Below are 26,158 nucleotides of genomic sequence, written 5' to 3'. Positions count from 1 at the left end.
CTGCTCCCCGATCAACGGATTATTCCCATAATTCTCCCAGTTACCTGCCACCACCGATTTTTGAGTTAGGGGTGTTAACACGATTCCCTCTTTTGCTAACTCACTGCGCACAAATACCCCATCCATCAATTTCGGACTACCTTCTGCTGACCAACACAACTCTAAACTATACCCACAAGAAGCACTTAGTTCATATAACCTCTCTGGGTCGATGCTCTTGGTTTCCTTTGACTCTAACTTTCCTCTTAACTGCTGCACATTCTGTTTTGATTCTGGCTGTGATAGCAACTCTACCAACTCTACATCGTTAGCTACTCTGCTATTGACTAAACCACTAAAGCAAACAGATTCGGGTTCTTGCTCTCGCAGATAAGTTTCTATCTCTTGAATACTTAGAGCAGCTCCACTTTCTACAGTTGGTGTTATTACTGTTTCTGGTTGAGCTTCTATATGCAACAGTACGCTATACCTATACTTATTCAGTTCATTGTGTTCTCTTCCCCTCTGTAAACGTATTTGTACATGAGTTATTTCTGGATGTTTTTCTTTGAGAGCTACAAACAACTCTGGTGACACTAACAACTCCTTCTCCTGCTGTATTTTTGTATCTATCTTGGCCTGGAGTTGTTCTACTGACAGTGATGGAGTTGCTTGATACAGTTCCACCGAACTATGAAATGCTTTTATTAACGAAAAATTCCTGACATCTCCCAGGATAATTATTCCTCCTGGTTTGACTATCCGAATTGCTTCAGATATTGCTTGTAACAAATACTCTACATTCGGAAAATATTGAATTACTGAGTTGAGAATCACCACATCGAAGTTTTGAGCTGATATCTCACCGATATCATCTGCTCTTTTCTGTGCTAGATTGACATGAGCATATTTCCCTGGTTTCTGGAGTATTTGTTGTTGGATATACTCTAGTGAAATACTAGATAGACAAACGCCATAATAGGCTTGGGTTTGGGGTGCAATTTCAAATAGTAGCAACCCGGTTCCAAAAACTATTTCACATACTTTTTTAGGTTTATGTGCTAAAACTTGAGCTACAATATCCCCTGCCCAAATTCGCATTTGCTCTTCTGGTAAGGATTGGTTGTCATAACTGCTACTCCAACCTGAGATATTGAATAATCGATCTTTTACTTTACTTTTGTCTTCTTCAATTTGTTGGTTAAATAGGTTTTGCCAACTGTTGATGTGAGTATCTAATATTTGTAAGTTAGAAGTGCTAACTGTTTCATTTTCTGCAAATAACCTTTGATAAAAAGGAGTTTGCTTAAACTGTTGTTTCCAGTGATAAGAAATGTGTTCAAAATCAATATCTTCTCCTTGTTGCCTGATAATACGTCCTTGGATAGCATAATCTGGATTCAGATTATTTTCACAAAGCTTTCGGCTACAAACAGCTTCAATCACATCTCCTTCACTCACATCAATACCAGGCTCAAACACTGGAAAATAAACTGGTAACCAACAATGTTCATGTTCGAGAATATCTATACACTCACCCTCAATAGTATGCAAATTTAACCAGACCAGAAAACCATCTAATCTGCCTGATTTTTCTATCCTTAACTTAATTTTATGAGTCAACTCTGTATCTACAGATTTATTAAAATCTAAATCCTCAAATATTTCTCGATTGGAAAGTAAATTTGCTTGAGGAAATCCTTTAATACAAACCCGTAAATCAAAAGGATACCCAACCTGTTCAAATATTTTCTGGGTATAATAACCAGAAACCTTTGTAAACCTGGGTTGATTAAGTAACGGTTCTGGAAGAGTTACTGCTGCAATCTTAGTTACACTTCTTTCGGGAATCATCGCACCATCTGGCTTCAAAAACCTTCTGGTATTATTAATAATTACCGCTGCTCCTTCACATCCACCAATAGCTCCCACAATTTCCGAAACACATACATCTGCTAACTCTGGTAGGTTAACCGTCATCGCATCTCCATGTATGATTTCAATTTGTGCCGATAATCCCAGCTTATCCACGCTAGCTTTAGCTAACTGACTGGTTTCTTGGTCTCTCTCAATGGCATAGATTTTCTTAGCTCCTGCTTTGGCACAAAATCTTGCTAAAATAGCATCCTTACCTGTACCAATTTCTACTACTACTCGATCTTTAACAAGTTGATTAATTGCTACTTGATAACTTTGGTTTCGACGATGATCATTAGTCATTGCATAGTACAATAACTCATCATAAACATAGTATTCTGCTACTGATGGCCAAAGTTCTATGCCTTCCATCTCCTGGACATTTTGTTCAAACTCTGGTTCGGGAACAAAATATGCTACCAACCGATTGTTTCCTGGAGTATCTTCCCTGTCAATTACTACAGCTTGTTGGACTTGGGGATGCCTCGTGAGCATTGATTCAATTTCTCCAGGTTCAATTCGGAAACCTCGTATCTTCACCTGATTATCTATACGACCAAGAAACTCAATATTGCCATCCGGTAAGTAACGAGCTGAATCTCCTGTTTTGTAAAGCCTCTCCTCGGTTAAATTCCTCAAAGGATGGGAAATAAATTTTTCCTGTGTTAATTGAGGTTGGTTAAGATAGCCACGAGCTACACCAACACCACCGATATAAATTTCACCAGGTACTCCGATGGGGACTGGTTGTAAATTTCTGTCTAGGATGTAAATTTGAGTATTGCCGATCGCCCTACCTATGGATGGCACAGAAGACTCTGGCGAGCATTCGGCCATGGTAGCACATACTGTTGATTCTGTTGGTCCGTAAGCGTTCACAAATTGTCGCCCCACAGACCACTGAGATATTAGCTCTGGTGGGCAAGCTTCTCCTGCTACCACTATGGTCTTTAAATCAGGTAATTCCTCTTTGGGCATCACTGCCAGAGCTGAGGGGGGTATGGTGATATGGGTAATTTTGTTGTTGTGCAACCACTGACTCATACCCACTCCAGGCATTAAGGTATTTCGGCTGCCCAGATACAAACTGGCTCCTGAACCTAAAGCCATGACTATTTCCGAGATGGAGGCATCAAAACTTAATGATGCGAACTGAACGACTCTGCTGTTTGAGTTGACTTGAAATGCTTGAACTTGAACTGTAGCCAGATTACACAGTCCTTTGTGTTCTACTAAGACTCCTTTCGGTTTACCTGTGGAACCTGACGTATAAATTACATAAGCTAAATTTTGGGGGCTGACTTCACTCTCTACTTTTTCTGCTGTTTCAGTTGCTATTTTTTCCCAATCTCTATCTAGAAAAACTACTTGGGCTTGATGTTGGGGGAGTTGAGCTAATAATTGTTCTTGAGTTAGTAACACTGACACTTGAGAGTCAGCGAACATATATTCTAGGCGTTCTTGGGGATAGTTCGGGTCTAATGGCACATAAGCTCCTCCGGCTTTGAGTATGGCGAGTATTCCTACTACCATCTCCACTGAGCGCTCTACACATATTCCCACTAGGGTTTCTGGTTTGACTCCCAATTTTTGCAAGTAATGGGCTAGTTGATTGGCTTTGCTGTTTAATTGGGAATAGGTCAGCTTTTGTTGTTCAAATACTACTGCTACTGCATCTGGGTTGTTTTCTACCTGCTCCTCAAATAACTGATGGATACATTTATCTTTGGGATAATCTGTTTTAGTATTGTTCCACTCCACCAGTATTTGGTCTAGCTCTGGCTCTGTCATTAATGGTAGTGCTGTTACTCTCTGCTGCGGATCGTTCACTATCCCTTCTAATAAGTTCTGGAAATGACCAACCATTCGAGCAATAGTTTGCTCGTCAAATAGGTCAGCATTGTATTTTAAGAACCCAACCATAGATGAGTCCTCTTCAAACATTTCCAGTAATAAATCATATTGACCTTCATATTGATCTAGTAAAAATGCTTCTACTTCAAGTCCGGCCCATTTCATCAAGGTTTTTTCCGTGCTAAAAAACACCTTTGCTTGATCTTGAGATTCCAGGAATTTTTGCAGTAGAAAGCAAGCCTGAAAAAGAGGGGAACGACTGGAGTCACGTTCTACCTTTAACTTCTCTACCAATAAAGCAAAGGGATAATCTTGATGAGCTAACGCTTCCATGACTGTTTGGCGGACTTGAGATAGAAAATCTCTAAAAGAGAGACTCCCTGACAAATCTGCCCTCATCACTACTGCGTCAACGAAGTAACCAACAATAGAGGCAAACTCCTCTTTAGTCCTACCACCATATGTAGGCGATCCTACCAAGATATCCTCTTGACCTGTGTAACGATACAGAAGCACTTCAAAAGCAGCCAACAGAGTCATATAAAGAGTTGCTCTCTCTGTTTTAGCTAGTTCCTTTAGTTGTTCAGTCAGCTTTTGAGATAACTTGAAGGAGTAGCTGCCACCATTATCAGTCTGTATAGGAGGTCGTGGTCTATCTGTGGGCAAATTCAATACAGGTAATTCTCCGCCCAATTTTTGTTGCCAATAGCTCCATAGTTGTTCTCCTTCTGGTCCTTCTACTAACTCCTGTCGCCAACTAACATAATCTTGATAAGAATACTGTAGTGGTGGTAGGGATACCTCAAGCCCATTTAGTTGAGATTCGTACAGTTGTGGCAGCTCTTGAGCAATTAAGTTGTATGACCAACCATCTAAAACAATGTGGTGTATTGTCAGTAACATAATATGGTTTGCTTCCGAGCAAGTGAACCACCTAACTCGCATCACTTGTTCTGTTTCTAGGTTAAAAGGATATCTGTGAGCTGCAACTACCTTTTTATTTAACTCCTCTTCACTCCAACTAGAAGCATCTATCTGTAAGAAGTCTAACTCTTGATGTTGATGTATTTGTTGGATTGGTTGTTCGCCCAAATTCGGGAATGTACTCCGTAGCAACGGATGCCTTTCCCTTAGAGCTTGAAAAACTTGTTGCCAAATAGTTATATCTACTTTGGAGTAGATCCTAATCGCAAATGACAGATTATAATTATGGCTCTGGGGTGATAGCTGCCACAAAAACCAGAGACCTTTTTGACCATAAGACAGGGGATAAACTTGGCATATATCTGGATTTTCCTTTAGTAACCGTAATATTTCTGATTTGTACTGCTTTAGTTGGGCAATAACATCAGTTGTCAGTACTTCTTGGGAACCTCCAGTTCTTAACTTTCCTCCATCAGTCCATAATTTTACCCCTTTGAGGGAAAGGTCTTGTAAGAATTCAATTAAGTTCATAGGTCTACCTCTATCCAGTTATTTTCTTTAATATTATCTGTGCTATCGCTTTGATTCAGTTGTTGATTTAGTTGATTTGAGAGAGCAGCAATGGTGATTCCTTCGATAAATTTTGTCATTGGAACATCCACTCCTAGCTCATTTTTAATTTTATGTCTTAGCTCGATTGACATTAAAGAGTCCAATCCCATTTCAATTAAAGGTTTGTGTATATCTAGATGATTTTTAATACCTAATACTCGAGCTACTTCATTTTGGAGATAAGAAATTAATATCTTTTCTCCTTCCATGAAGGAAACTAATTTTAATTGTTCTAAAAACCCTGATTTTTGAGGCAGTGATGGTTTAGTTGAAAGCAACCCTGACAACAATGGCATTTTCTCCACACCAGGTACTTGTGTCCAAAACTGTGACCAATTCACCGGAAACACTCCTACTTGGCTTTGAGACCTTGATAACAAGTTTTCCAATGCCACCATCCCTTCCTCTGGCTGAATTGTTCTCATTCCACTACTTTCCATACGACTCTGATGCTGAGTCCCTAAACGCGCTGCCATTCCTCCTTTTGCCCACGCTCCCCAATTAATACTTAATCCTGGTAAACCCATACCACGACGATAACTAGCTAACGTGTCCATAAACCCATTAGCTGCTGCATAATTTCCTTGACCTGAATTCCCTAACATTGAAGCTATAGACGAGAAACAAACAAAGAAATCTAATTCTAATTCCTGGGTTTGCTGATGCAAATACCAAGTACCCTGCACCTTGGGAGCCATAACCTTAGTAAACTGCTGCCAACTCATGTTTTGCAGTAACCCATCATCCAATACCCCGGCCGTATGAATTACACCTTTGAGTGGGGGTAATGACTCTCCCATCTGCTGGAAAATTTCCTCCACATCCTCTGGCACAGAAACATCCCCTAACAACACACTCACCTTAGCTCCTGCCGCTTCTAACTCCTCTATGTTTTTTTGTGCTGTTTCACCAGGACCACTACGCCCCATTAATACTATATGTTTGGCTCCTTCCTTAACCATCCATTGAGCTACTACTAAGCCTAAAGCTCCTAAACCTCCTGTAATCAAATAACTGGCTTCTGGTTGGATTGACTTTTGAGTTGCGCTCACTTCTGACATTTCCACCACTACCTTCCCTATATGTTTGGCTTGCTGCATATATCGGAAGGCTGCCGTAATTTCTGTACTGGAGAAAGTTTTATAAGGTAAGGCTTTGAGTCTTCCTTGGTTCCATTCCTTGGTTAATTCCTCTAATAATTGACCCATTAAACCTGGTTGTTCTTGGGCTACTTCTCCTAAATCATAGGGATAGTAACTGACATCTGGTCGCTTTTCTTTGACTTGCTCTGTCTCCCAAATTCCGATTTTGCCGATTTCCACAAATCTGCCTCCTGGAGCTAATACTTCCAAGTTCTTGGGTATGTACTCTCCATTGAGACTATTGAGGACTACATCTACTCCTTCTCCTCCTGTGATCTCCATGATTTCTTGGCTAAAATCTAGGGTGCGGGAGTTCATCACATGCTTAATTCCTAGGGATTTGAGAAATTCCCATTTACTCGGACTTGCTGTGGCTAAGATTTCCGCTCCTGCTAGTTGAGCTATTTGCACTGCGGCTTGTCCTACACCTCCTGCTGCTGCATGAATTAATACCCGCTCTCCTGGTTGGATTAGAGCTAGGTGCTGCAACCCGTAGTAGGCAGTCAAGAAGGTTAGGGGTAAGGTCGCTGCTTCTGGGAAACTCATTTTTTCCGGTAGAGGGATTATATTTGTGGCTTTTGTTGTCACAAAACTACTGAACCCATCCGACGCCATTGTGGCTATCACTTTGTCTCCTACCTGCCACTGTGATACTTCTTCTCCTACCGCGGATATTGTTCCGGCACATTCAAATCCGAATCTGAGTTGCTCTGCACTTGTAATTCCTAAGTTTTGGGCGTAGTAGTCTTTAAGTAATCCTAGGGCGTTGAGTACGTCTCTGAAGTTTAATCCTACTGTGGCTACTTTGATTTCTATTTCGTCAGCTTCTGGAGTACGACGCTGCATTGGCTGCCATGTAAGGTTGTCTATCACTCCATATTCTGCCAGTTTTAATTGCACTGGTTGGACTTGCTCATCCTGTTGTTTTTGTTCGAGTCTGGCTACGTAACGTTGACCTTGACGTATGGCTATTTGGTCTTCTACTTCTTGTGATAATAGTTCCGCTTCTAGGGACTCGGCTATTTGAGTCGGTTCTATGTTGGGGTCATAGTCGATGCGTTTACACTTTAATTCTGGGTGTTCTAGGGTGATAACTTGTCCTAGTGACCATAAACTTCCGTATTCTGGGTTGATGACTTCTGTATTTGAGAGTACGTTCTGGGTTCCTTGAGTTATTAGCCACAGTTGGGGATTTTGGGCGGGTTGACTTTTGATAATTCCTTGTACTAGATGCAGCACTGAGCCACAACTTTGTGCAAGAATTGTTTCTAGTTCTAGGTTGTCTTTGTTTTCAAGTTTTTTGATTCCCCATAGGTGTACTATTCCTGTTATTCCTTGATTTTCTTGTAGTAGTTGTTGAAATTCTTGGCTACTGGTAGGATTTATTTGATATTTTTGTGGTCCTAGTTGTTGATATTTTTTTCCTGGTGATACTTGAATGCACTGATGACCTTTTTTTTCTAGGGCTTTTAATAGTTGCACTTGAGTATCTTCTGCTAAGATTAACCATTTTTGGGTGGTAAGTTTAGATGCTGGGCTGGCCAGGGGTTGGGTTTGCCAGTTGATTTGATAATACCAATTATTGATGTCTGGTTGTAGACTTCTTAAGAGTTCTGATACTGTTGTTTCTCTTCCCCTGAGTCCTTGCAGTTCGGCCAGTATTGTTCCTTCGTCATCTACCAGTTTGGTGTTTGATATTAGGCTACTTTCTGATGGGGTTTCAGCTATCACCCAAACTCTTTTTGTTCCTGGAGATTTAGACAATTTCCATTTTTCTATTCCTATTGGTAGGTATGTTTTGTCTGTTGGTTTTGTTGGTTTGGTATGAATTGTAATTTGTAAGCAGAGGTCTAATAGAGCTGGATGTATGTGATAGTCTACTACTTGTGTTGTTAATTCTTCACTTAAGCAGACCTCGGCTAGGGCTTTTCCTTGACCTTTCCACAGTTGTTTGATTCCTTGGAAACTGCTGCCATAGTCAATTCCATTGTTTCTAAAGTATTTGTAATGCTCTTTAATGTCTATTACTTGATTACATTCACTCTTGTATTTTTCTAGGTTGATTTTGGCTTCTGGAGTTGGAGCTGAGTCAGTGGATATTTTCCCTTGGATGTGCAATGTCCATTGGGGTTTCTGTTGTTCTTCGGCTTCTGATGTGCTGAATATTTCAAATTTATAGTTATTATTTTCTTGGCGGGTGAGGACTGTTTGTATTCTTTTGGTTTCTGTTTCTGGTAGAATTAAACCTCTGACTATGAATACGTCTGTTACTGTTACTTGGGGTGAACTGAATAGTTCTTTGGCTGCTGAGTATGCTATTTCTAGATACCCTGTAGCTGGGAATAGTGCTTTTTCAAATACTCTGTGGTCACTGAGATAACTTGGAGATTTTTCTGCTAGGTACGATTGAAAACGGTCTTGATTTTCTATTCCTGCTAGGTGGAGTTTTTCACCGAGTAGGGGATGTTGATTTTGGGTTTTTCGCCAATTGAGTAGTTGGGCTTTTTTGGTTTCTATCCAATAACGTTCTCGTTGGAATCGATATGTGGGCAATACTACTTTCTGACGACTATAATCAGAGTCAAACCCTGACCAATCTATTTTTACTCCTTTTACATACAATTTTCCTAAGCTTGAGAGCATTTGCTGCCACTCATCCACTCCTGGACGCAATGATGGCAACCATTCTCCCACATCTTCTGTTACGCATTGCCTTCCCATGCCTAACAATATTGGTTTCGGTCCAATTTCCAGGAATGTTTCATATCCTTGCTTTTCTAGAGTTTTCATACTCTGAGCAAATCTTACTGGTTGACGCACATGACCCACCCAATATTCAGCAGTGGTTATTTCTGCACCTACTTCAGTACCGGTGACATTTGATATTAGTGGTATTTTTGGTTGATTATAGGTGACCTGTTTGGCCACTGCTTCAAATTCTGTTAACATTGCTTCCATTAATGGGGAGTGGAAGCCATGGGATACTTGTAGTTGTTTTGTCTTAATTCCTTCTGATTCTAGGATAGCACAAATACTTGTTATGGCTCCACTCTCACCAGAAATTACTATGCTTTCTGGTCCGTTAACTGCTGCTATTGTTACTTGGGAAGTATATTTTTTTATGGCCTCTGTTACCTGAGATTCTGATGCCATTACAGATACCATCTCACCACCGGAGGGTAACTTTTGCATCAACTGTCCCCGCATGGCTATTAGTTTGAGACCATCTTCTAGGCTGAATACTCCGGCAATACAAGCTGCTACATATTCTCCGACGCTGTGACCCATGACTACATTGGGTTTGATTCCCCATGAATCCCATAATTTAAAGAGGGCGTATTCCAGGGCAAATATGGCAGGTTGGGTGTAAGCTGTTTGGTCTAAAAGACTTGACTTTTGTACATCTTTGGGGTAGATGATTTCTAAGAGAGATGTTTCTAGATAGGGTTGGAGAATTTGGTCACATTGCTCTAGAGCTTGACGGAAGGTCGGTGCTTGTTCATACAGTTGTCTTCCCATATTTATATACTGGGAACCTTGACCTGTGAAGAGAAAGGCTATTTTGAGACTTTCACTATTTGGTTGTCCTGAAAATACTCCTACTAATCCTGACTGAGTTTTCCACCCCAGCAGTTTGTCTATTAATTCTGTGGGCTCAGATGCAATCACTCCTAGTCGATGATTAAAATGGGATCTGCCTGTCGAGGCCGTATAGCATACATCTGCTAGTTCTAATTCGGGATTAGTTTCTAGATAATTTTGATAATTACTGACTAAATCTTCTAAAGCCTTTTCTGTTTTTGCTGACAGAGTTAATAGATGAATTGGACGTTCAATAACGTTCTGACTTTTGACTTGAGAAGGTGCTTCTTCTATAATTACATGAGCATTGGTACCACCTACACCAAAAGAACTAACTCCTGCTCGTAGAGGAGTGCCGTTATGTTTCCATTCAGACAAAGTATTGTTGACGTAAAACGGACTATCGCTAAAATTAATCTGGGGATTAGGTTTCTCATAGTGTAAACTCGGAGGTATTAAATTATGTTTGAGAGCCAAAACCGTTTTGATCAATGCTCCCACCCCTGCTGCCGTATTCATATGCCCCACATTTGTTTTGAGGGAACCTATGGCGCAAAACTGTTTTTTATCTGTATGCTCTGAAAAAGCCTTTGTTAAAGCTTCAATTTCAATAGGATCTCCTAACTTCGTCCCCGTGCCATGAGCTTCTATATATGTAATTGTTTCTGGAGATACATCAGCTACAGCTTGAGCTTCAGAAATCACCGCTGCTTGACCATTCACACTGGGAGCAGTATAACTCTGTTTCAAAAAACCATCATTATTAATCGCCGAACCCTTAATTACAGCATGAATACAATCTCCATCCCCTATAGCATCTTGCAGTGGTTTAAGTAACACAACTCCCACACCATTACCATATACTGTTCCGGTACTTCTGGCATCAAAGGCCCGACAATGACCATCTTGGGAGGAGATAGATCCCTCCTGATGTAAATATCCCACATTTTGAGGGATTTGGATAGAAACACCACCTGCCAGAGCCATATCACATTCTCCATAGAGCAAACTTTGACAAGCTAAATGTACTGCAACTAATGAAGTGGAGCAAGCTGTTTGAACATTCAGCGCTGGTCCGGTAAGATTTAGTTTGTAAGCGACGCGGGTTGCTAAGTAATCTTTGTCATTACCTAGCATTTGGGTAAAGGAGTGATGATCCAGTAGAAGAAAATCTAGGCCTCCAAGATTAGACATTAAATAGCTAGGCATTGCACTACCAGCATAAACCCCAATTGAACCTTCATAGTTTTCTGGGTTATAACCACTACTTTCTATTGCTTCCCAGGCGCACTCTAAAAAAAATCGTTGTTGTGGGTCTATTTCTATTGCTTCTTTAGGACTATACTGAAAAAAGTTAGCATCAAACATATCGATGTCTGAAACCGTACCATTAACTTTTAGATAGTTGGGAGCATTAAGTATTTCTGGTGTAATGCCAGATTCTCTTAACTGTTTATCTGATAATAATGAGATAGATTCAACACCCTTCTTGAGATTATCCCAAAACTCCTCCAGGTTTCTTGCCCCTGGAAAACGTCCAGACATCCCTATGATAGCAATTTCATTATTGTGATATTGTTGTTCTTCTTCTGGTTGGTTCATTTGATTACCTTTAATTATGTTTAATACAGAACTTACGCAGTACCGCTAATAATTAAGTGCTAGATTTTTACTTTTAGACCCTATCATTATTGGCACTTATTTTTGAGAATAGACATCTCCAAAAAAGGTTCTAAAACCCTTACCCCGCCGTTCAAAATCGGCATTTTTGGATAAGTCTAATGGAGTTTTTTTCGAATATTACCCCTTTCATTTTTCTTAGAGAGACGTTTACTGACACGCTTCTCATAACTAATTTTACTCTGTTTATTTAATTCTGCTGCACCGCAATTAATAATAAACTCGCTTAATGAATGAACGGTTGGGTTAGTAAATAAGTCAACTACTTTTAGTTCTATGCCCAATAGTTCTTGCAATTTGCTATGCACTCGGATAATATGTACAGAATTGCCCCCTATCTCAAAGAAAATATCGTGAATTCCGACTTTTTCCATCTGAAGAACCTCTCGCCAAACAGCAGTAATTTGTTGCTCTATTTTTGTTTGAGGTGGTATATATTTAGTTGTGGTCATAGTTTCTACTTGAGGTTCTGGCAATCGTTTACGGTCTACTTTGCCATTAGCAGTTAGTGGGAAAGCTTCCAAAATAACATACTTAAAAGGAACCATATACTCTGGTAGTCTTTGCCTTAGGTACTTACGCAACTGTTGAGAAACAGAATTTAAGTCCTGATCGAGTTGGCTAATTTTATCTTGTTCTTCTATCTGATTTTCAGTAGTAACAGGCTGTTGCTTTAGCACAGCATAAGCAATTAAACGTTTGTTTTGTTCTGAATCTCCTATAGTAGTAACAATTGCTTCCTTAATTCCCGGAAATTGCTTTAATGCTGCTTCAATTTCTCCCAGTTCAACACGATAACCATTGATTTTGATTTGGAAGTCCTCTCTACCTAAAAACTCAATATTACCATCAGGTAAATATCTTCCTAAATCTCCTGTTTTGTATAATCTCTCTTGAGTAACTGGGTGGGTAATAAAGCTAGCTTTGGTTTTTTCCTCATTTTTCCAATATCCCTTAGCTAATCCTACACCTCCAATATAAAGTTGTCCAGGTACCCAAACTGGTCTAGCTTCCATCAATTCATTGAGTACATAGAAACGTTGATTCAACAGGGGTTTACCGTAGGGAATACTCTTCCAATTAGGATCAACCTTTTCAATCTTATAACCAATTGACCAGATTGATGCTTCTGTTGCTCCACCTAAACTCATAACTTGAACATTAGGCCACAGAGACTGGATTTTTTCTGGTAAGTCTACTGGTAACCAATCCCCACTCAGCATAACCACTCGCAAACCCTCTACTGGCACTCTTGAAGTTCCGAATAAATGTTCTACCAACATCTGCATCAAAGGAGGAACTGAGTTCCATAGAGTCACTTGATGGGTTTCAATTAATTCTATCCAGCAAGCAGGGTCTTTGGCTGCTTCTGGCGGTGGCATCACTATAGTTCCTCCTGCTCCTAGCACGCCGAAGATGTCGTATACTGATAGGTCAAAGTTCAAATTTGCTAAGGCCAATACCCTGTCTGATGCTCTGACTTCAAACCGTTGATTAATGTCTAGGATTGTATTTACAGCTCCCCGATGATCGATCATTACACCCTTGGGTAAACCTGTAGAACCGGAAGTGTAAATCACATAGGCTAAATCTTCTGGAGTTTGTACTGGTTCTAAGGGAGTCGGATTTTCTACTGCTAGCTCTTCACTATCTACAGACCAGCAGTTAATTCCCTCAGGCCAACTCAGGGACTGTTTGAGGTGAGTTTGAGTCAATACTTGTTTGACTTCTGCTTGCTCAAGTAGATACCACTGGCGTTCCTGAGGTAGTGCAGGGTCTATCGGTAGGTAAGCTCCACCAGACATCAAGATACCCAATACCCCTACTACCTGTTCCCAACCTTTTTCCATGACTACGGCTACTAGCTCATTCGGTTTGACTTCTAATTTACGTAATCCATGTCCTAATTGATGAGACCGTTGATACAGTTCTTCATAAGTTAGGCTTTTCTGGGGACTAATCACAGCTATCTCTTGACCTTGAACTTTTACGTTCTCAACAAACAAGCCATGCAAGAGCCCTTCAGGCAAAGATTGAGTGGTCTGATTTACTTGTGCTTGTAGTGCTAGCTGGGCAGTTGGTAATAATTGGAAGTAAGTTTCCATCCAAGGTTCGTCCGAGGTAGCTAGCTGCTGAAGCAAATCACAATAAGCCTCAAACATTTTATCTATTAAACCTTCCGGGAATAGCGCTTCAACGGCATACCAATTAAATATCAATGCTCCGTTTTTCTCAGCGACTACATTATCCAGCCACACTTGAGGTGTTGTACCTACTTTATACACTTCCTCTCCGAATTCGTCCAAACCAAGTCTTCTTCCCAACCTTTCATCAACTAGATACTCGAAGCCTAACATGCTAGTAAACACCACCCCCATTGGTTGACTACGCCCTCGGCGATGTAACTCTCGCTGCACTTCTACTCCATTGATATACCGATGTTCTAAATCTACCCAGAGCAGTTTTTGCAACTTTTGAGCACGACTAATAAATGGAACTGCTTGTGAGTGATCCACCGCCAGCAAAATATTCGAGGTGAAATCACCCAAAAGCTCATTAACCTGAGGGTGTAAGGGCAGACGGTTAAATATAGTCAGATTGATAGTAAACTTTGGACTTTTACTCCAGTAATTTAATATATAGGCAAAAGCACTTAACAATACTCCTGATGGGCTTAAATCTGCTTTCCGGGCCTTGTGTTTTAACTGTTGCCAATTCGTCGTAGATAGTCTAGATGTGTAAGTCTTGAAGCGAGGGTTGGTGATTGCAGATGTTATTTTCGCTTGGGGCATTTCTGGTGCCGGAGGTAGCTCATCGATGCGGTTGAACCAATATTGCTGAGAACGGAGATACTGAGGACTATCTTTGAGTGCCAATTCTGCTAGCACATAGTCTCGGAACGAGATTTCCGTTGCTGGTAGTTCACTCTCTGGCTCCTTGTACAGTTGCGCCCACTGCTCAAATAACATATAGAAACTCAAGCCATCCAAGATCAACATATCGATGTCGATATACAAACGGCACCATTGTTCATTCAAACGGGCAGCCCGTAAATCAAACAAAGGCCACTGGTTTGTTGGTAACACCTGATGGGACATCTGATTGCGAATATTCTCTAGCTCTGAAGCAATTGTTTGAGGAGACTCTCCGGACAAATCCAAAACTTCAATTTCATAGGGAGGCACTTGCTCGAGTATTTGCTGGTTGCCGTCCGCTAAAACTACCATCCGCATCATTTCATGGTGCTCAATTAATTGCATCCAGGCTTGGTTGACGCGTTCCAAATTTAAGTTTTCACAATCTAATTCTATGTATACATGGGTCGCAATATTGCCTAAATTAAAGAATCCATTGCGACCTATCCAATAAGCTTGTTGGATTGCATTCAATGGAAATGGTTGATACCTTTCCTCAGGAGCCGGAATCAGGGTCGGCCAACTAGATGTGGCACTGATATTACTACTCTTTTGCCGAAGTAAACCGACTAATTCAAGTTTATTTTGGGATAATAAATCGCGAATTTCTTTGGTTAACGTTCCCTTGGGAGCACTAATTTTTAACTCATCACCTTCAGTCCATAATTTAATGTTTTGGCTAGAGATTTGAGATAGAATTTCGGTCAGTTTCATAGAGTAATCTCCTCCCTATCTTCATTGATTTCTTCAGTTGGTACAGTATTTGAGTAACTAACTTGTTCTAACAATAGCTGTTCATATAAATATTCTACCAATGCCTTAATGGTAGGGTAGTCCAAAGTTACAGTAGAAGGTACTGAACACTTTAAACTACCTTGCAACTTATTCCTCAACTCCACAGAAGTCAAAGAGTCTATACCCAAATCAAAAAACCCTGTATCCATTTCAATTGATTCAGGATGACTAATTCTCAACACTTGAGCCACCTGACGACGCACATGAGCCACCAACAACAACCGAAGCTCATTAGGTGGTGTAGCCTCCAACTTTAACAGAAAATCTGACTTCGATGGTTGGGCTACCTCCAATATAGTTTCCTGCCAATCCACTAAAAACGGCCACTGTGCCACTCTCTCCTGCCACCCTGACCACTCAATAGGCATCACCCCTACTTCCACATCCGAACTACTCATCAATAGTTCCAAAGACTCCAATACCTGAGCCGGAGATATTAAACCCATCCCATTCTTACTGAGCATAGCGGCTGTCTCTGTATCTCGCCCGAGCGCTCGTCCCACTTGAGAAACTGGTCCCCAATGGATACTCAATCCCGGTAATCCCATAGTTCGACGATAATGAGCTAAACCATCAAGAAACCCATTAGCAGCAGAATAATTTGCCATGCCCTGACCCAGTGAACCCAACAGAGATGTTGCTGAAGAAAACAGCACAAAGAAGTCTAATGGTTGACTTTGAGTCAATTGATGCAAGTGCCAAGCACCTTGAACTTTCGGTTCCATCACCTGTTCAAAACTAGACCAAGTCTGATTTCGTAGCACTCCATTTGATAGCACCATCACAGAATGAATCACTCCTACTAACGGTCTGTTTGACTCCTCAATCCTCTGCAAAACCCCTTTCATCGACTCCAAATCAGTCACATCGGCTTTTTCCACTACCACCGACGCTCCTGCCATTTCTAACTCGGTTATTTTTTTCCTCGTAGCATCATCCGGTGAACGGCGTCCTAACAATATCAAATGTTTAGCCCCCTTTGACACCATCCAATTTGCTACCAGTAAACCCAAACCTCCCATACCTCCTGTAATCAAATAGCTGGCTTCAGAACGGAAACTTAAGGGCTTTTGACTTTTACCATCAGCTTGTTGTGCCACTAATTGCCGATGATGACTACCCACCAACCGAGCCACATAACGACTATCCCCACGCCATGCTACCTGGTCTTCCCTATCCTCCGACCAAATTTCTTTAAATAGCCCATCAACTTTACCCTCTAAAGTCTCCTCTGGGTCCAAATCTATACGAGTACAGTTCAACTCTGGATGTTCCCAGCTAATCACTTTCCCCATTCCCCATACCGAAGATTGAGCTACTCCTGGTATCACCGGATGATTATTCGGCACCGCCTGAGCACCATTTGTCACCAACCATAATCGAGGGACAGTTGATAACCCGCCTTTCACCAATGCTTGTACTAAAGATAGAGTTGTGCCACACCCTAACTTCGATAAACTTCCTAACTCCTCAGAATTAATCCCATTCCCCACTCCCGCTTCAGTCGTCCAACATTGTACCACTCCATACAATGATGGTGACTTAAGCGCCACTGTCTCTATTACCTCCTCAAAATCTTTAGCTTGATTAGGATTAATAGTAAACTCTCCCGGAGCTATCTGTTGATACCTTTCTCCCGCAAATACTAAAGTACAAACCTCTCCTACTGAGCGGAGTACGGTCGCTAACTGTTGCCCTACTCCCTTTTTGTCTGCCAGTATCAACCAACTCTTAGAATCATCATTCCTTTGTTCTAACTTCCTTTGAGAGCTTTTAGCTACAATTACTGTTTGTGCTGACAAGGTTTCTGCCATTCCCTCCACTTCTGGCATAGTAACTACTTCAGTAAAACCCGTTTCTCTCAATACATGATGCCATTTTTCACGACTCAACAAAGGATAATCTGGTCGTAATTCATAATCCCTGAATTTCCACCATCCTTCTAACAACCCAAATACTAAATCTATCCATATTGTTTTAGCTGTTGCTTCAGATAACACCAACATTCCCCCATCTGCTAACAGTTCTCGCACATGAGATAATGTCTGCTTCATATCTGTCGTTGCATGAAGTACATTAGCTGCAATAATTACATCATATTGATGAGCCTCAAATCCTTGAGTTGTCGGGTCTACTTCTATGTCTAAAGTTTGATACTTTATGAACTTATAATCCCGGAATTTCTCTTGAGCTTTCGTTGTAAATAATGCCCCTATATCCGTGAATGTATATTCGGTTTGCTGAGGAGTTAGATGAGGTAGGATATAGCTTGTAGTCCCTCCTGTTCCCCCTCCTATTTCTAACAACCTGATTCCTCGGCTTTTGGGTAATTTTTCTATAGCTTTGGTGATGGTTCTTTCTACTATTGTGTTCATCACTTTTGCTACTGTTGAGTCTTCATAAAGTTGAGTCGCTGCTGTCAAATCTCCTTGGGGGAACACTAACTCTACTGGGTCTATTGCTCCTCGTAATACCCCACTTAGTTTAGACCCACAACGAGAGAGTAGTGTCAATGCTGCTGTTTCTTCTGGATATTTCTTCTGTAAACTGCTGATTTTTTCCGTAGGCTTGACTTCAGCTAAGGTTTGTGATACTTCCCACTGCTGATTCTTTGAGTTGAGTATTCCTGACTCTGTTAATATTTGCAGCAAACGCTTAAACAGTGGTCGATGGGTAGGAACTATACCTAATTTTTGGGCTGCTACATCAAATGCAAAGCTTTCTGTTGGTTTGTATGACCAACTCATTGACTGTAATGCTTGTACTATATAATCTCTGCTTAATTCTTCTAAGCTTGTTTCAAAAGACGCTGTTGTTTCATTATCTACTTGAGTTACTAATTCTGTCAGAGTAGGAGTTAATTTTTGGTTGATTTGTATAGGAGGTATGAGGAAATCTGGTGGTAGTAGTTTACCGAAAATACCTTTGTTTCTCCACTCTACTTCATACAGCAAATTTTCTATTGATTCGGTTTCTGTTCTCAGTAGGGTCTGTTTTGTTGCTAGTTTAACTTGTAAACCTTTGAGGTTGGCAATTATTTCTCCTTCTGGAGTTACTATGGTGACAATAGCCGTCAAACTTTCTGGAGTTTCCACTTCTTGACTGGTTACTGATGCATAGGCCCATAGACTCAGCCCGGGAGTCTTATATAGTCTGAATTCTTCTATTCCTGCTGACAGATAAGTTTTGTCATTATCCGTTGCTGGCAGTGCATAAAACATTACTTGCAAGGCTGCATCTAATAGTGCTGGATGTAAATGATAGTCGATTATTTGTGTTATCAATTCTTCGGGGAGTTTGATATAACCTAATGCTTGGTTTGAACCTGACCACAATTCTTGAATGCCTTGAAAGGTATTCCCGTAGTCTATCCCTACTTGTTGACATTTTTGATAATGTTGTTTGACTTCTATTGTTTGATTACATTCACTCTTGTATTTTTCTAGGTCAACTTTTGTCTGAGTAGGGGGGGTTGACTCTTTTCTGATTTTTCCTGTGGTGTGGAGTCTCCACTCCTGTTGTTCTGGTTGAGAAAATATTTGAAAATTATAGCTTTGGTTATCTATTGGGGTGAGTATGGTTTGGGCATTGGTTAATTCTCCTGTTGGTAGTATCCATCCTCTAGTTATGGTTAGGTCTTCTATTACTATAAAGGATGTTTTTAATTGGTGATTTCCTGCTGCTATTGCTATTTCTAGGTAGCCTGTTATGGGAAATAGTGCTTGATTAAATACTCGGTGGTCCCTCAGATAGTTGGGTGAGTTTTCTCCTATTTGTGATGCAAATATTTTTTGTTCCCCTGCACAATTTAGCTTTTGACCTAATAGGGGATGGAGGTTTTCCCCTTGGGAAAATTGCCGTTGAAGCCAGAAGTTGTTGTTGGTTTCTACCCAATAACGTTCTCCCTGGAATGGATATGTGGGTAATACTACTTTCTGGCGAGTATAATCAGAGTCAAACCCTGACCAGTCTATTTTGGCTCCTTTTACATACAATTTTCCTAAGCTTGATAGCATTTGTTCCCATTCATCCACCCCTGGACGTAATGATGGCAGCCATTCTCCTACATCTTCTGTTACACATTGTCTTCCCATTCCTAGCAATATTGGTCTCGGTCCTATTTCTAGGAAGGTTTCATATCCTTCCGACTCTAGAGTTTTCATACTCTGGGCAAATCTTACTGGTTGACGCACATGATCTACCCAATATTCAGCATTTGTTATTTCTCCATCTACTTCAGTACCTGTGACGTTTGATATTAGTGGTATTTGGGGTTGATTATAGGTGACTTGTTTAGCTACTGATTCAAACTCTGCTAACATCGGTTCCATCATTGGAGAATGGAAAGCGTGGGATACTTGTAGCTGCTTGGTCTTTATTCCCTCTGATTCAAATAAACTACAAATATTTCTTATGGCTACACTCTCACCAGAAATTACTATACTTTCTGGTCCATTTATCGCTGCTATTGTTACTTGGGAACTATATTCTTTTATAGCCTCTGTTACCTGAGACTCTGATGCCATTACCGATACCATCTCACCACCGGAGGGTAACTTTTGCATCAACTTTCCTCGCATGGCTATTAGTTTCAGACCATCTTCTAAACTGAATACTCCGGCAATGCAAGCTGCTACATATTCTCCTACGCTGTGACCCATGACTACATTAGGTTTGATGCCCCATGAATCCCATAATTTAAAGAGGGCGTATTCCAGGGCAAATATAGCGGGTTGGGTGTAAGCTGTTTGGTCTAATAGATTATCACTTGACTTTTGTGCATCCTCAGAGTATATGACCTCTAATAGAGGTACTTCTAGATAGGGTTGTAAAATTTGGTCACATTCCTCTAAAGCTTGACGGAAAGTTGGTGCTTTTTCATAAAGTTGCCTTCCCATATTCGCATACTGGGAACCTTGACCTGTGAACAGGAATGCTATTTTATGACCTTCGCTATTTCGTTTTCCTGAAAATAGTCCTACTAATTCTTCCTGAGCTTTCCACCCAAGTAGTTTCTCTATTAATGCTTTTGGTTCAGAAGCAATAACTCCTAATCGATAATTAAAATGTGCTCTACCTGTAGAGGCTGTATAACATACATCTGCTAGTGGTAACTCGGGATTAGTTTCTAAATAATTTTGATAATTACTGACTAAATCTTCTAGAGCCTTTTCTGTTTTCGCAGATAGAGTTAACAGATGGATCGGACGTTCAACAATATTCTGACTTTTAACTTGAGAAGGAGCCTCTTCTATAACTATATGAGCATTAGTGCCACTAAAACCAAAAGAACTAACTGTAGCTTGCCTTGGTTGGCCTTCAAGCACTTCCCAATCTTTTAATTTTGTATTGACATAAAAAGGGCTATTTTCAAAGTCAATATGTGGGTTTGGTTGATTAAAATGTAAGGATGGAACTAATTTTTGATTTTTGAGGCACAAAATTGTCTTGATCAAACCAGAAACTCCGGCAGCCGCTGCTGAATGACCAATATTAGTTTTTACCGAGCCAATCGCACAAAACTGTTTTTTGTTCGTCCATTTAGAAAAGGCTTCTGTTAAAGCTTCTACTTCTATCGGGTCTCCCAGAGGTGTTGCTGTACCATGAGCTTCTACATAACTAATAGTTTCTGGGTTAATTCCAAATTTCTGATAAACTGCTTCTTCTAAACTGGCTTGAGATTGACTACTAGGGGCACTAATCCCGTTAGTATTACCATCATAATTAACTCCTGTTCCTTTGATTACTCCATAAATATGGTCGTTGTCTTGAATTGCTTGACTGTAGCTTTTTAATAAGAGAACACCACAACCTTCGCTCCAGGCTGTACCCGATGCTGAAGCATCAAAAGTCTTACAACGTCCATCAGGAGATACAACTTGAAACTGACTTGACATTATTTGGAAGTCTGATGTTGGCATAAGAGTAATACCTCCAGCGATCGCTATTTCGCTCTCTCCTCGTTGTATGCTTTGGCAAGCTTGATGAACAGCTACCAATGACGACGAGCAGGCAGTATCAATAGCTACTACTGGCCCTTGAAGGTCAAGCATATAGGCAATTCTTGCTGGTATCATTGACGGACCATTTCCTGTAGCCGCCATCCTATGAACATCTAATCCTGAAATTGACAACAACTTAAGATAACCACCATTTACCGTAACTCCCACAAATACTCCATATTGTTTACCTCTAAGAGAGTCTGTAGCATATCCAGCATCTTCTATAGCGTGGTAAGCTTCTTCTAAAAATATTCTTTGCTCAGGCTCCATAAACCAAGCTTCTTCCGGAGAAATATGAAAAAATAAAGGGTCAAATTTATCAATTTCATCTAAAAAACCGGCACATTTTGAATAGGAAGTACCTGGATTATCTGGATCTGGATGATACCAATTTTTTTCTTCCCATCTTCCAGGAGGAGCTTCCGTTACACTGTCAATTCCATTCTTTAAATTTTCCCAAAATTCTTTCCAGTTATTCGCTCCTGGATATCTACATGACATACCAATAATCGCTATATCTGTAGTTGGTATATGATTTTGACTAGGATTAACCTCATCATTAACCTCTGTCTTAACTTCTGGTTCTACTACTTCTAATAATAATTTTTCTGCTGTTTCTAAAGATATTTCTCCTGAACTAATCAAAGATAATATTTTTTCTGAGCTATCCATGTTAATTAACTTGTTTTGAATATTATCTATTTGATTTTCTGCTATAGCTTTCTCTTGTGTTTCTGTTTCCGTATTTCCTAACAATAGTTGTTCCGCATTTTCTAAGGAAACTTCACCAGATTGTAATTGAAATAATATCTGTTCCTCTTTAGTCATTTTATTTTCAATGGATAGCCGAGCATCCAATTCTTTTTCCTTTCCAGAATAGGAGTCAGGCATAACTACCACTACCCTGCCGAAATGCTTCCCGCGTCGCATATAATCAAAGGCTTTAATAACATCTTCTATTGGAAATGTTTTGTAAGGTAGTGGCTTCAGGCGCTCGCGGTCAAATTCAAGTGACAAATTATCCCATATCTGATAAAACAATTGATTATCTTTGGCAAATTCTTCTAACAAATCAAAAGTAAAATATTTGATATCTGGGCGTTTCTGATAGACTTGCTCGTGACTCCAAATGCCCAACTTACCAAGTTCAACATATCGCCCTCTATCGGCGAGGATCTCTATATTTTTCTGGATGTATTCTCCATGAGTCAGGCTATTGAGAATAACATCTACCCCACGGCCCTGAGTGAATTCCATCACATCATTTACAAACTCCATCGTTCGAGAATTCATCACATACTTAATTCCCTGTTCCCGGAGATAATTCATCTTACCTGGACTAGTCGTAGCAAATACTTCCGCCCCAAAAAGTTGAACCAACTGAATTGCTGCTTGTCCAATCCCACCTGAAGCAGCGTGAATTAATACTCTATCTCCTGGCTGAATTTTGGCTAAGTTAATCAACCCGTGATATGCAGTCAAAAACGGCCCCCAAATACTAGCTCCATCTTCCATATTCAGATTAAAATTTTTACGCACCAGTTTGTCCGGCGAGCAGATAATAAAGCTACTAAATGCATCGTGAATTCTCATTACCATTACTTCATCGCCGACTTGCCACTGCGATACTTCTGCCCCAACAGCTACGATAGTACCTGCACCTTCAAAACCAAAAGTGAGATCTTCAGCATTAGCAATGCCAAATGTTTTTTCGTAATACTCTTGGAGCATACCAAGTGCATTGAGTATATCCCGAAAATTAACTGGTACAGTTTTGATTTGAACCTCAACTTCACTTGGGCTTGGAACTCTACGTTCTAGAGGTACCAAAGTTAAATTGTTTAACGAACCATAACTAAATGTCTTCAACTGAAATGGTTGACAATTCAAGGAATCTGTTCTTATTTCTTTTCTTACAGCCTCTTGAGGAAAATTTTGAGGGTTATTACTTGCCGTTGTCCTTTTGTCAAAGTGTTCCTCTATTCTACTTGCTACCTCTGGTTGGTGAAAGGTTATTTCGTGCATAGCTACTTCTTTATCTATAAATCCTGGTAGCGTTTTGCGGATTTTTGAAGTTAAGTGTTCCTTTAAAGTTATTAAAGATAGTCTGGGTTTTTCCGACATTTCATAGGCTATCTTTTTAGCCACTTCTAGCACATCTTTTCTCGGTACAACTGGAAAAGAAACACCCCGTTCAGCTAATTCTTTCCCTCGATAATTTTGGGCAGTATACATCATTTCAAACCCTAAAGCACCGAATTTCTCAGGGAGAATTAACGTGCATCCGACACCTGGGGTAAAACCATACTTCATAAAATTAGTAGTGTAAATACTTTCTTGACTTAACACTACTAAATCTGCATACAATCCCAAAACCAAACCACCGCCAATACTATGACCTTGCATAGCTGCAATTACTGGTATTTCACAATCTAATGCTATTCTAAAAAAATCTAAATCATTACATTTGCTGTCTCCTTTCCAAATACTGATTAACTGTTCTTTTGTCCCTCCCGAACAGAAATAATTTCCATAGCCTGTCAAAATTACTACTTTATAACTTTGGTTTTGAGCAACTGCACCAAAACATTTGTATAATCCTTCAATTATTCCAGGAGAAAATATATTGCAGTTTTCTTTATCTTGCATCGCGATTTGCACGACACCATTACCCAACTCCACCAGTTGTACTACATCAGAGTTGCCCTCTACTAAGTCCAAATTAAGATTTAGGTTTGCCATGGAAATAATCCTTCTTTTTGAAAACGTTTAATTTTTTCTTGAACAGTAGGTTCTGCTATTAAGCTAGAAATCTCGTTGACGGCTAAATCTTGAGTTTCTGCCTGAATAATCCATAACTGATTAATATAATTTTTTAACTCTTTCACCCCTGATGAGGGTAAATACTTTAAACGTCGAATATATTTACTTATTAACTGATTAGTATTACTGCCATATTCATCTATTAATCCCCACTTCTCGGCCTCTGATGCTGAAATAGCTTGAGTCGTTAGTGCTAAACGGTAGGCTTTCTGAAATCCCACTCGACGAATCAAAAAAGGCAATACACAAGCTGGTAATAATCCAAATAATAATTCTGATAAAACAAAAGTTGCCGTTTCATCAGCAATAACTAGATCGCTTGCTGCTACTAAACCAACTCCCCCTGCCTGTACTTTACCACGCACAAGTGACAAAATTACTTTGCTACTTTGAGACATTTGTTTCAAAATATTGTAGTAACCATTCGCACTAGCTTTTGGTTCAAATTGTTTTGCTGTTGCCACTTCTTCAAAATCCATCCCTGTACAAAACACATCAGGTAGTCCTTCTAATATCACTACTTTAACGACTTCTTCCGCTTCAGCAGCTTGCAAAGCTGACAACAATTCCATCGTTAACTGACTATTGATGCTATTGTTAGATTCAGGTCGATATATCTGAATCCTTTGTACAACATCTTGATAACTGATTTTCAGGGTTTGATAACTCATGGCTATACCCATTCATATTCTCGGTGAAATTCCTTGATTCTTTTCAGCACTAAGCGCCCTTTACCTTCAATTTGTTCCCACACACCAGGAAAAAGTTTGTAATCTAGAGTCACATTTCTAGTGCCAAAGGCAACCATCGAACTATGACTTAGTAACTGCTCATATTCTTCCATGTTTAAGGAATAACGCATTGCTAAGTGTGATGAAATTTTTTGTTGAGCTTGAATTTCCTTTCCTTGTGGGGTGACAACTCCACTATAAAATTCCGAACAACAACCAGAACCATAAGAGAATATACCAACTCGTCGGGCTTTGCTAAAATCTGCATTATCAATCATGCTAGCTAAAGATAAAAACACTGTAGCTCCCATAATATTACCCACCTGTTGACAATAGACTAATCCCGGCATCACCCGTTTCTGAAAGTCCTCTTCAATCTCCACAGGTTTTGCCCTTTTAAACTTACGCATCATACTTCTGTGAGCCCCTTTCACCATACCTCCAAAAGGAGTATGAAAGCTCAAGTAATGAAAAGTTTTTTGGTAATCTACTCCTTCTACCCGATCTTGATATTCCCGGTAAGCATTTTCACAACAATCTAGGTAAGATAGCAATGATAAATCTGCATCTCCTGCTTCTGAGTCTGGGTTAGGTCTGCAAGTATCCATGACTTCATACCCATAATAACCATTGCATCCTACATCAACTTGGAAAATTTTAGGAACATCACTGACCAAAATAGCTACTGCTCCAGCGCCACTGCTTGGTTCCACAAAAGACCAATCTTCGCTGAGAGCTTCTCCTCCCTCTACAACAACAGGCCGAAATATATCAGTTCCTATAACCAAAGCTTTAGCCCCTGGAGATGTTTGGGATAAAATCAAATTTAATGCCATTTGTAAACCTGCTGTACCTGAGTAGCAAGCTTGCTTAATCTCAAACATTCGGCAGTTACGACTTAGCCCCAAATAATCATGGATATAAGTGCTCATAGATTTGCCAAAATCAATGCCAGATTCACTACAAGCTATCACCATTTTGATTTGTTGCTTCTCCAGATCGCTGAGACTATCAATAATAGGTTTTGCTGCATTAATAGCATTGGAAACTGGATCTTCATAGGGCATAGCAACTGTCTTCTCTTTCATCAGAAGATTATCGAAGCGAGTCATGTCTAAGTGACGTGCTTCGCCTAGCATTCGCACATCTAGTTTAGCTGAACCCCCATATACATTTAGTGCTTCAATTCCAACTTGTTGCAT

6 protein-coding genes are annotated in these 26,158 nt (G+C 40.1%); all 6 read right to left on the bottom strand.

Annotated features, from left to right (window positions below):
• On the bottom strand, positions 1–5,205 hold a 5,205-nt coding region (locus F6K54_RS08780), incomplete at its 3' end, for an amino acid adenylation domain-containing protein (protein WP_293076572.1).
• Positions 5,202–11,612: a type I polyketide synthase gene (locus F6K54_RS08775; protein ID WP_293076570.1), complete on the bottom strand. Its 6,411-nt coding sequence runs from the start codon at positions 11,610–11,612 to the stop codon at positions 5,202–5,204. The genes F6K54_RS08775 and F6K54_RS08780, both read right to left, overlap by 4 nt.
• Before the next feature lie 176 nt (positions 11,613–11,788).
• A complete protein-coding gene (locus tag F6K54_RS08770; protein ID WP_293076568.1) occupies positions 11,789–15,319 on the bottom strand; it encodes an amino acid adenylation domain-containing protein in 3,531 nt (1,176 codons plus the stop codon).
• Positions 15,316–24,144, bottom strand: coding sequence for a type I polyketide synthase (locus tag F6K54_RS08765; protein ID WP_293076566.1), 8,829 nt, complete (start codon positions 24,142–24,144; stop codon positions 15,316–15,318). Before F6K54_RS08765 ends, F6K54_RS08770 begins: the two co-directional genes overlap by 4 nt.
• A complete protein-coding gene (locus F6K54_RS08760) occupies positions 24,132–24,908 on the bottom strand; it encodes an enoyl-CoA hydratase/isomerase (RefSeq protein WP_293076564.1) in 777 nt (258 codons plus the stop codon). The genes F6K54_RS08765 and F6K54_RS08760 overlap by 13 nt, the downstream gene beginning before the upstream one ends.
• Entirely contained in the window at positions 24,899–26,158 is a 1,260-nt protein-coding gene (locus F6K54_RS08755; RefSeq protein WP_293076562.1) for a hydroxymethylglutaryl-CoA synthase family protein, read from the bottom strand. Before F6K54_RS08755 ends, F6K54_RS08760 begins: the two co-directional genes overlap by 10 nt.

Source organism: Okeania sp. SIO3B5 (genome assembly GCF_010692555.1).
GTDB lineage: Bacteria > Cyanobacteriota > Cyanobacteriia > Cyanobacteriales > Microcoleaceae > Okeania.
Note: the sequence above shows the minus strand (reverse complement) of the source record. Positions and strands in the feature narration are given on the sequence as shown.

Bases quoted from the DNA above. Each gene is read 5' to 3' on its own strand.
- F6K54_RS08765 (WP_293076566.1), bottom strand. From the start codon at position 24,144: ATGGCAAACCTAAATCTTAATTTGGACTTAGTAGAGGGCAACTCTGAT.
- F6K54_RS08770 (WP_293076568.1), bottom strand. From the start codon at position 15,319: ATGAAACTGACCGAAATTCTATCTCAAATCTCTAGCCAAAACATTAAA.
- F6K54_RS08755 (WP_293076562.1), bottom strand. From the start codon at position 26,158: ATGCAACAAGTTGGAATTGAAGCACTAAATGTATATGGGGGTTCAGCT.
- F6K54_RS08775 (WP_293076570.1), bottom strand. From the start codon at position 11,612: ATGAACCAACCAGAAGAAGAACAACAATATCACAATAATGAAATTGCT.
- F6K54_RS08760 (WP_293076564.1), bottom strand. From the start codon at position 24,908: ATGGGTATAGCCATGAGTTATCAAACCCTGAAAATCAGTTATCAAGAT.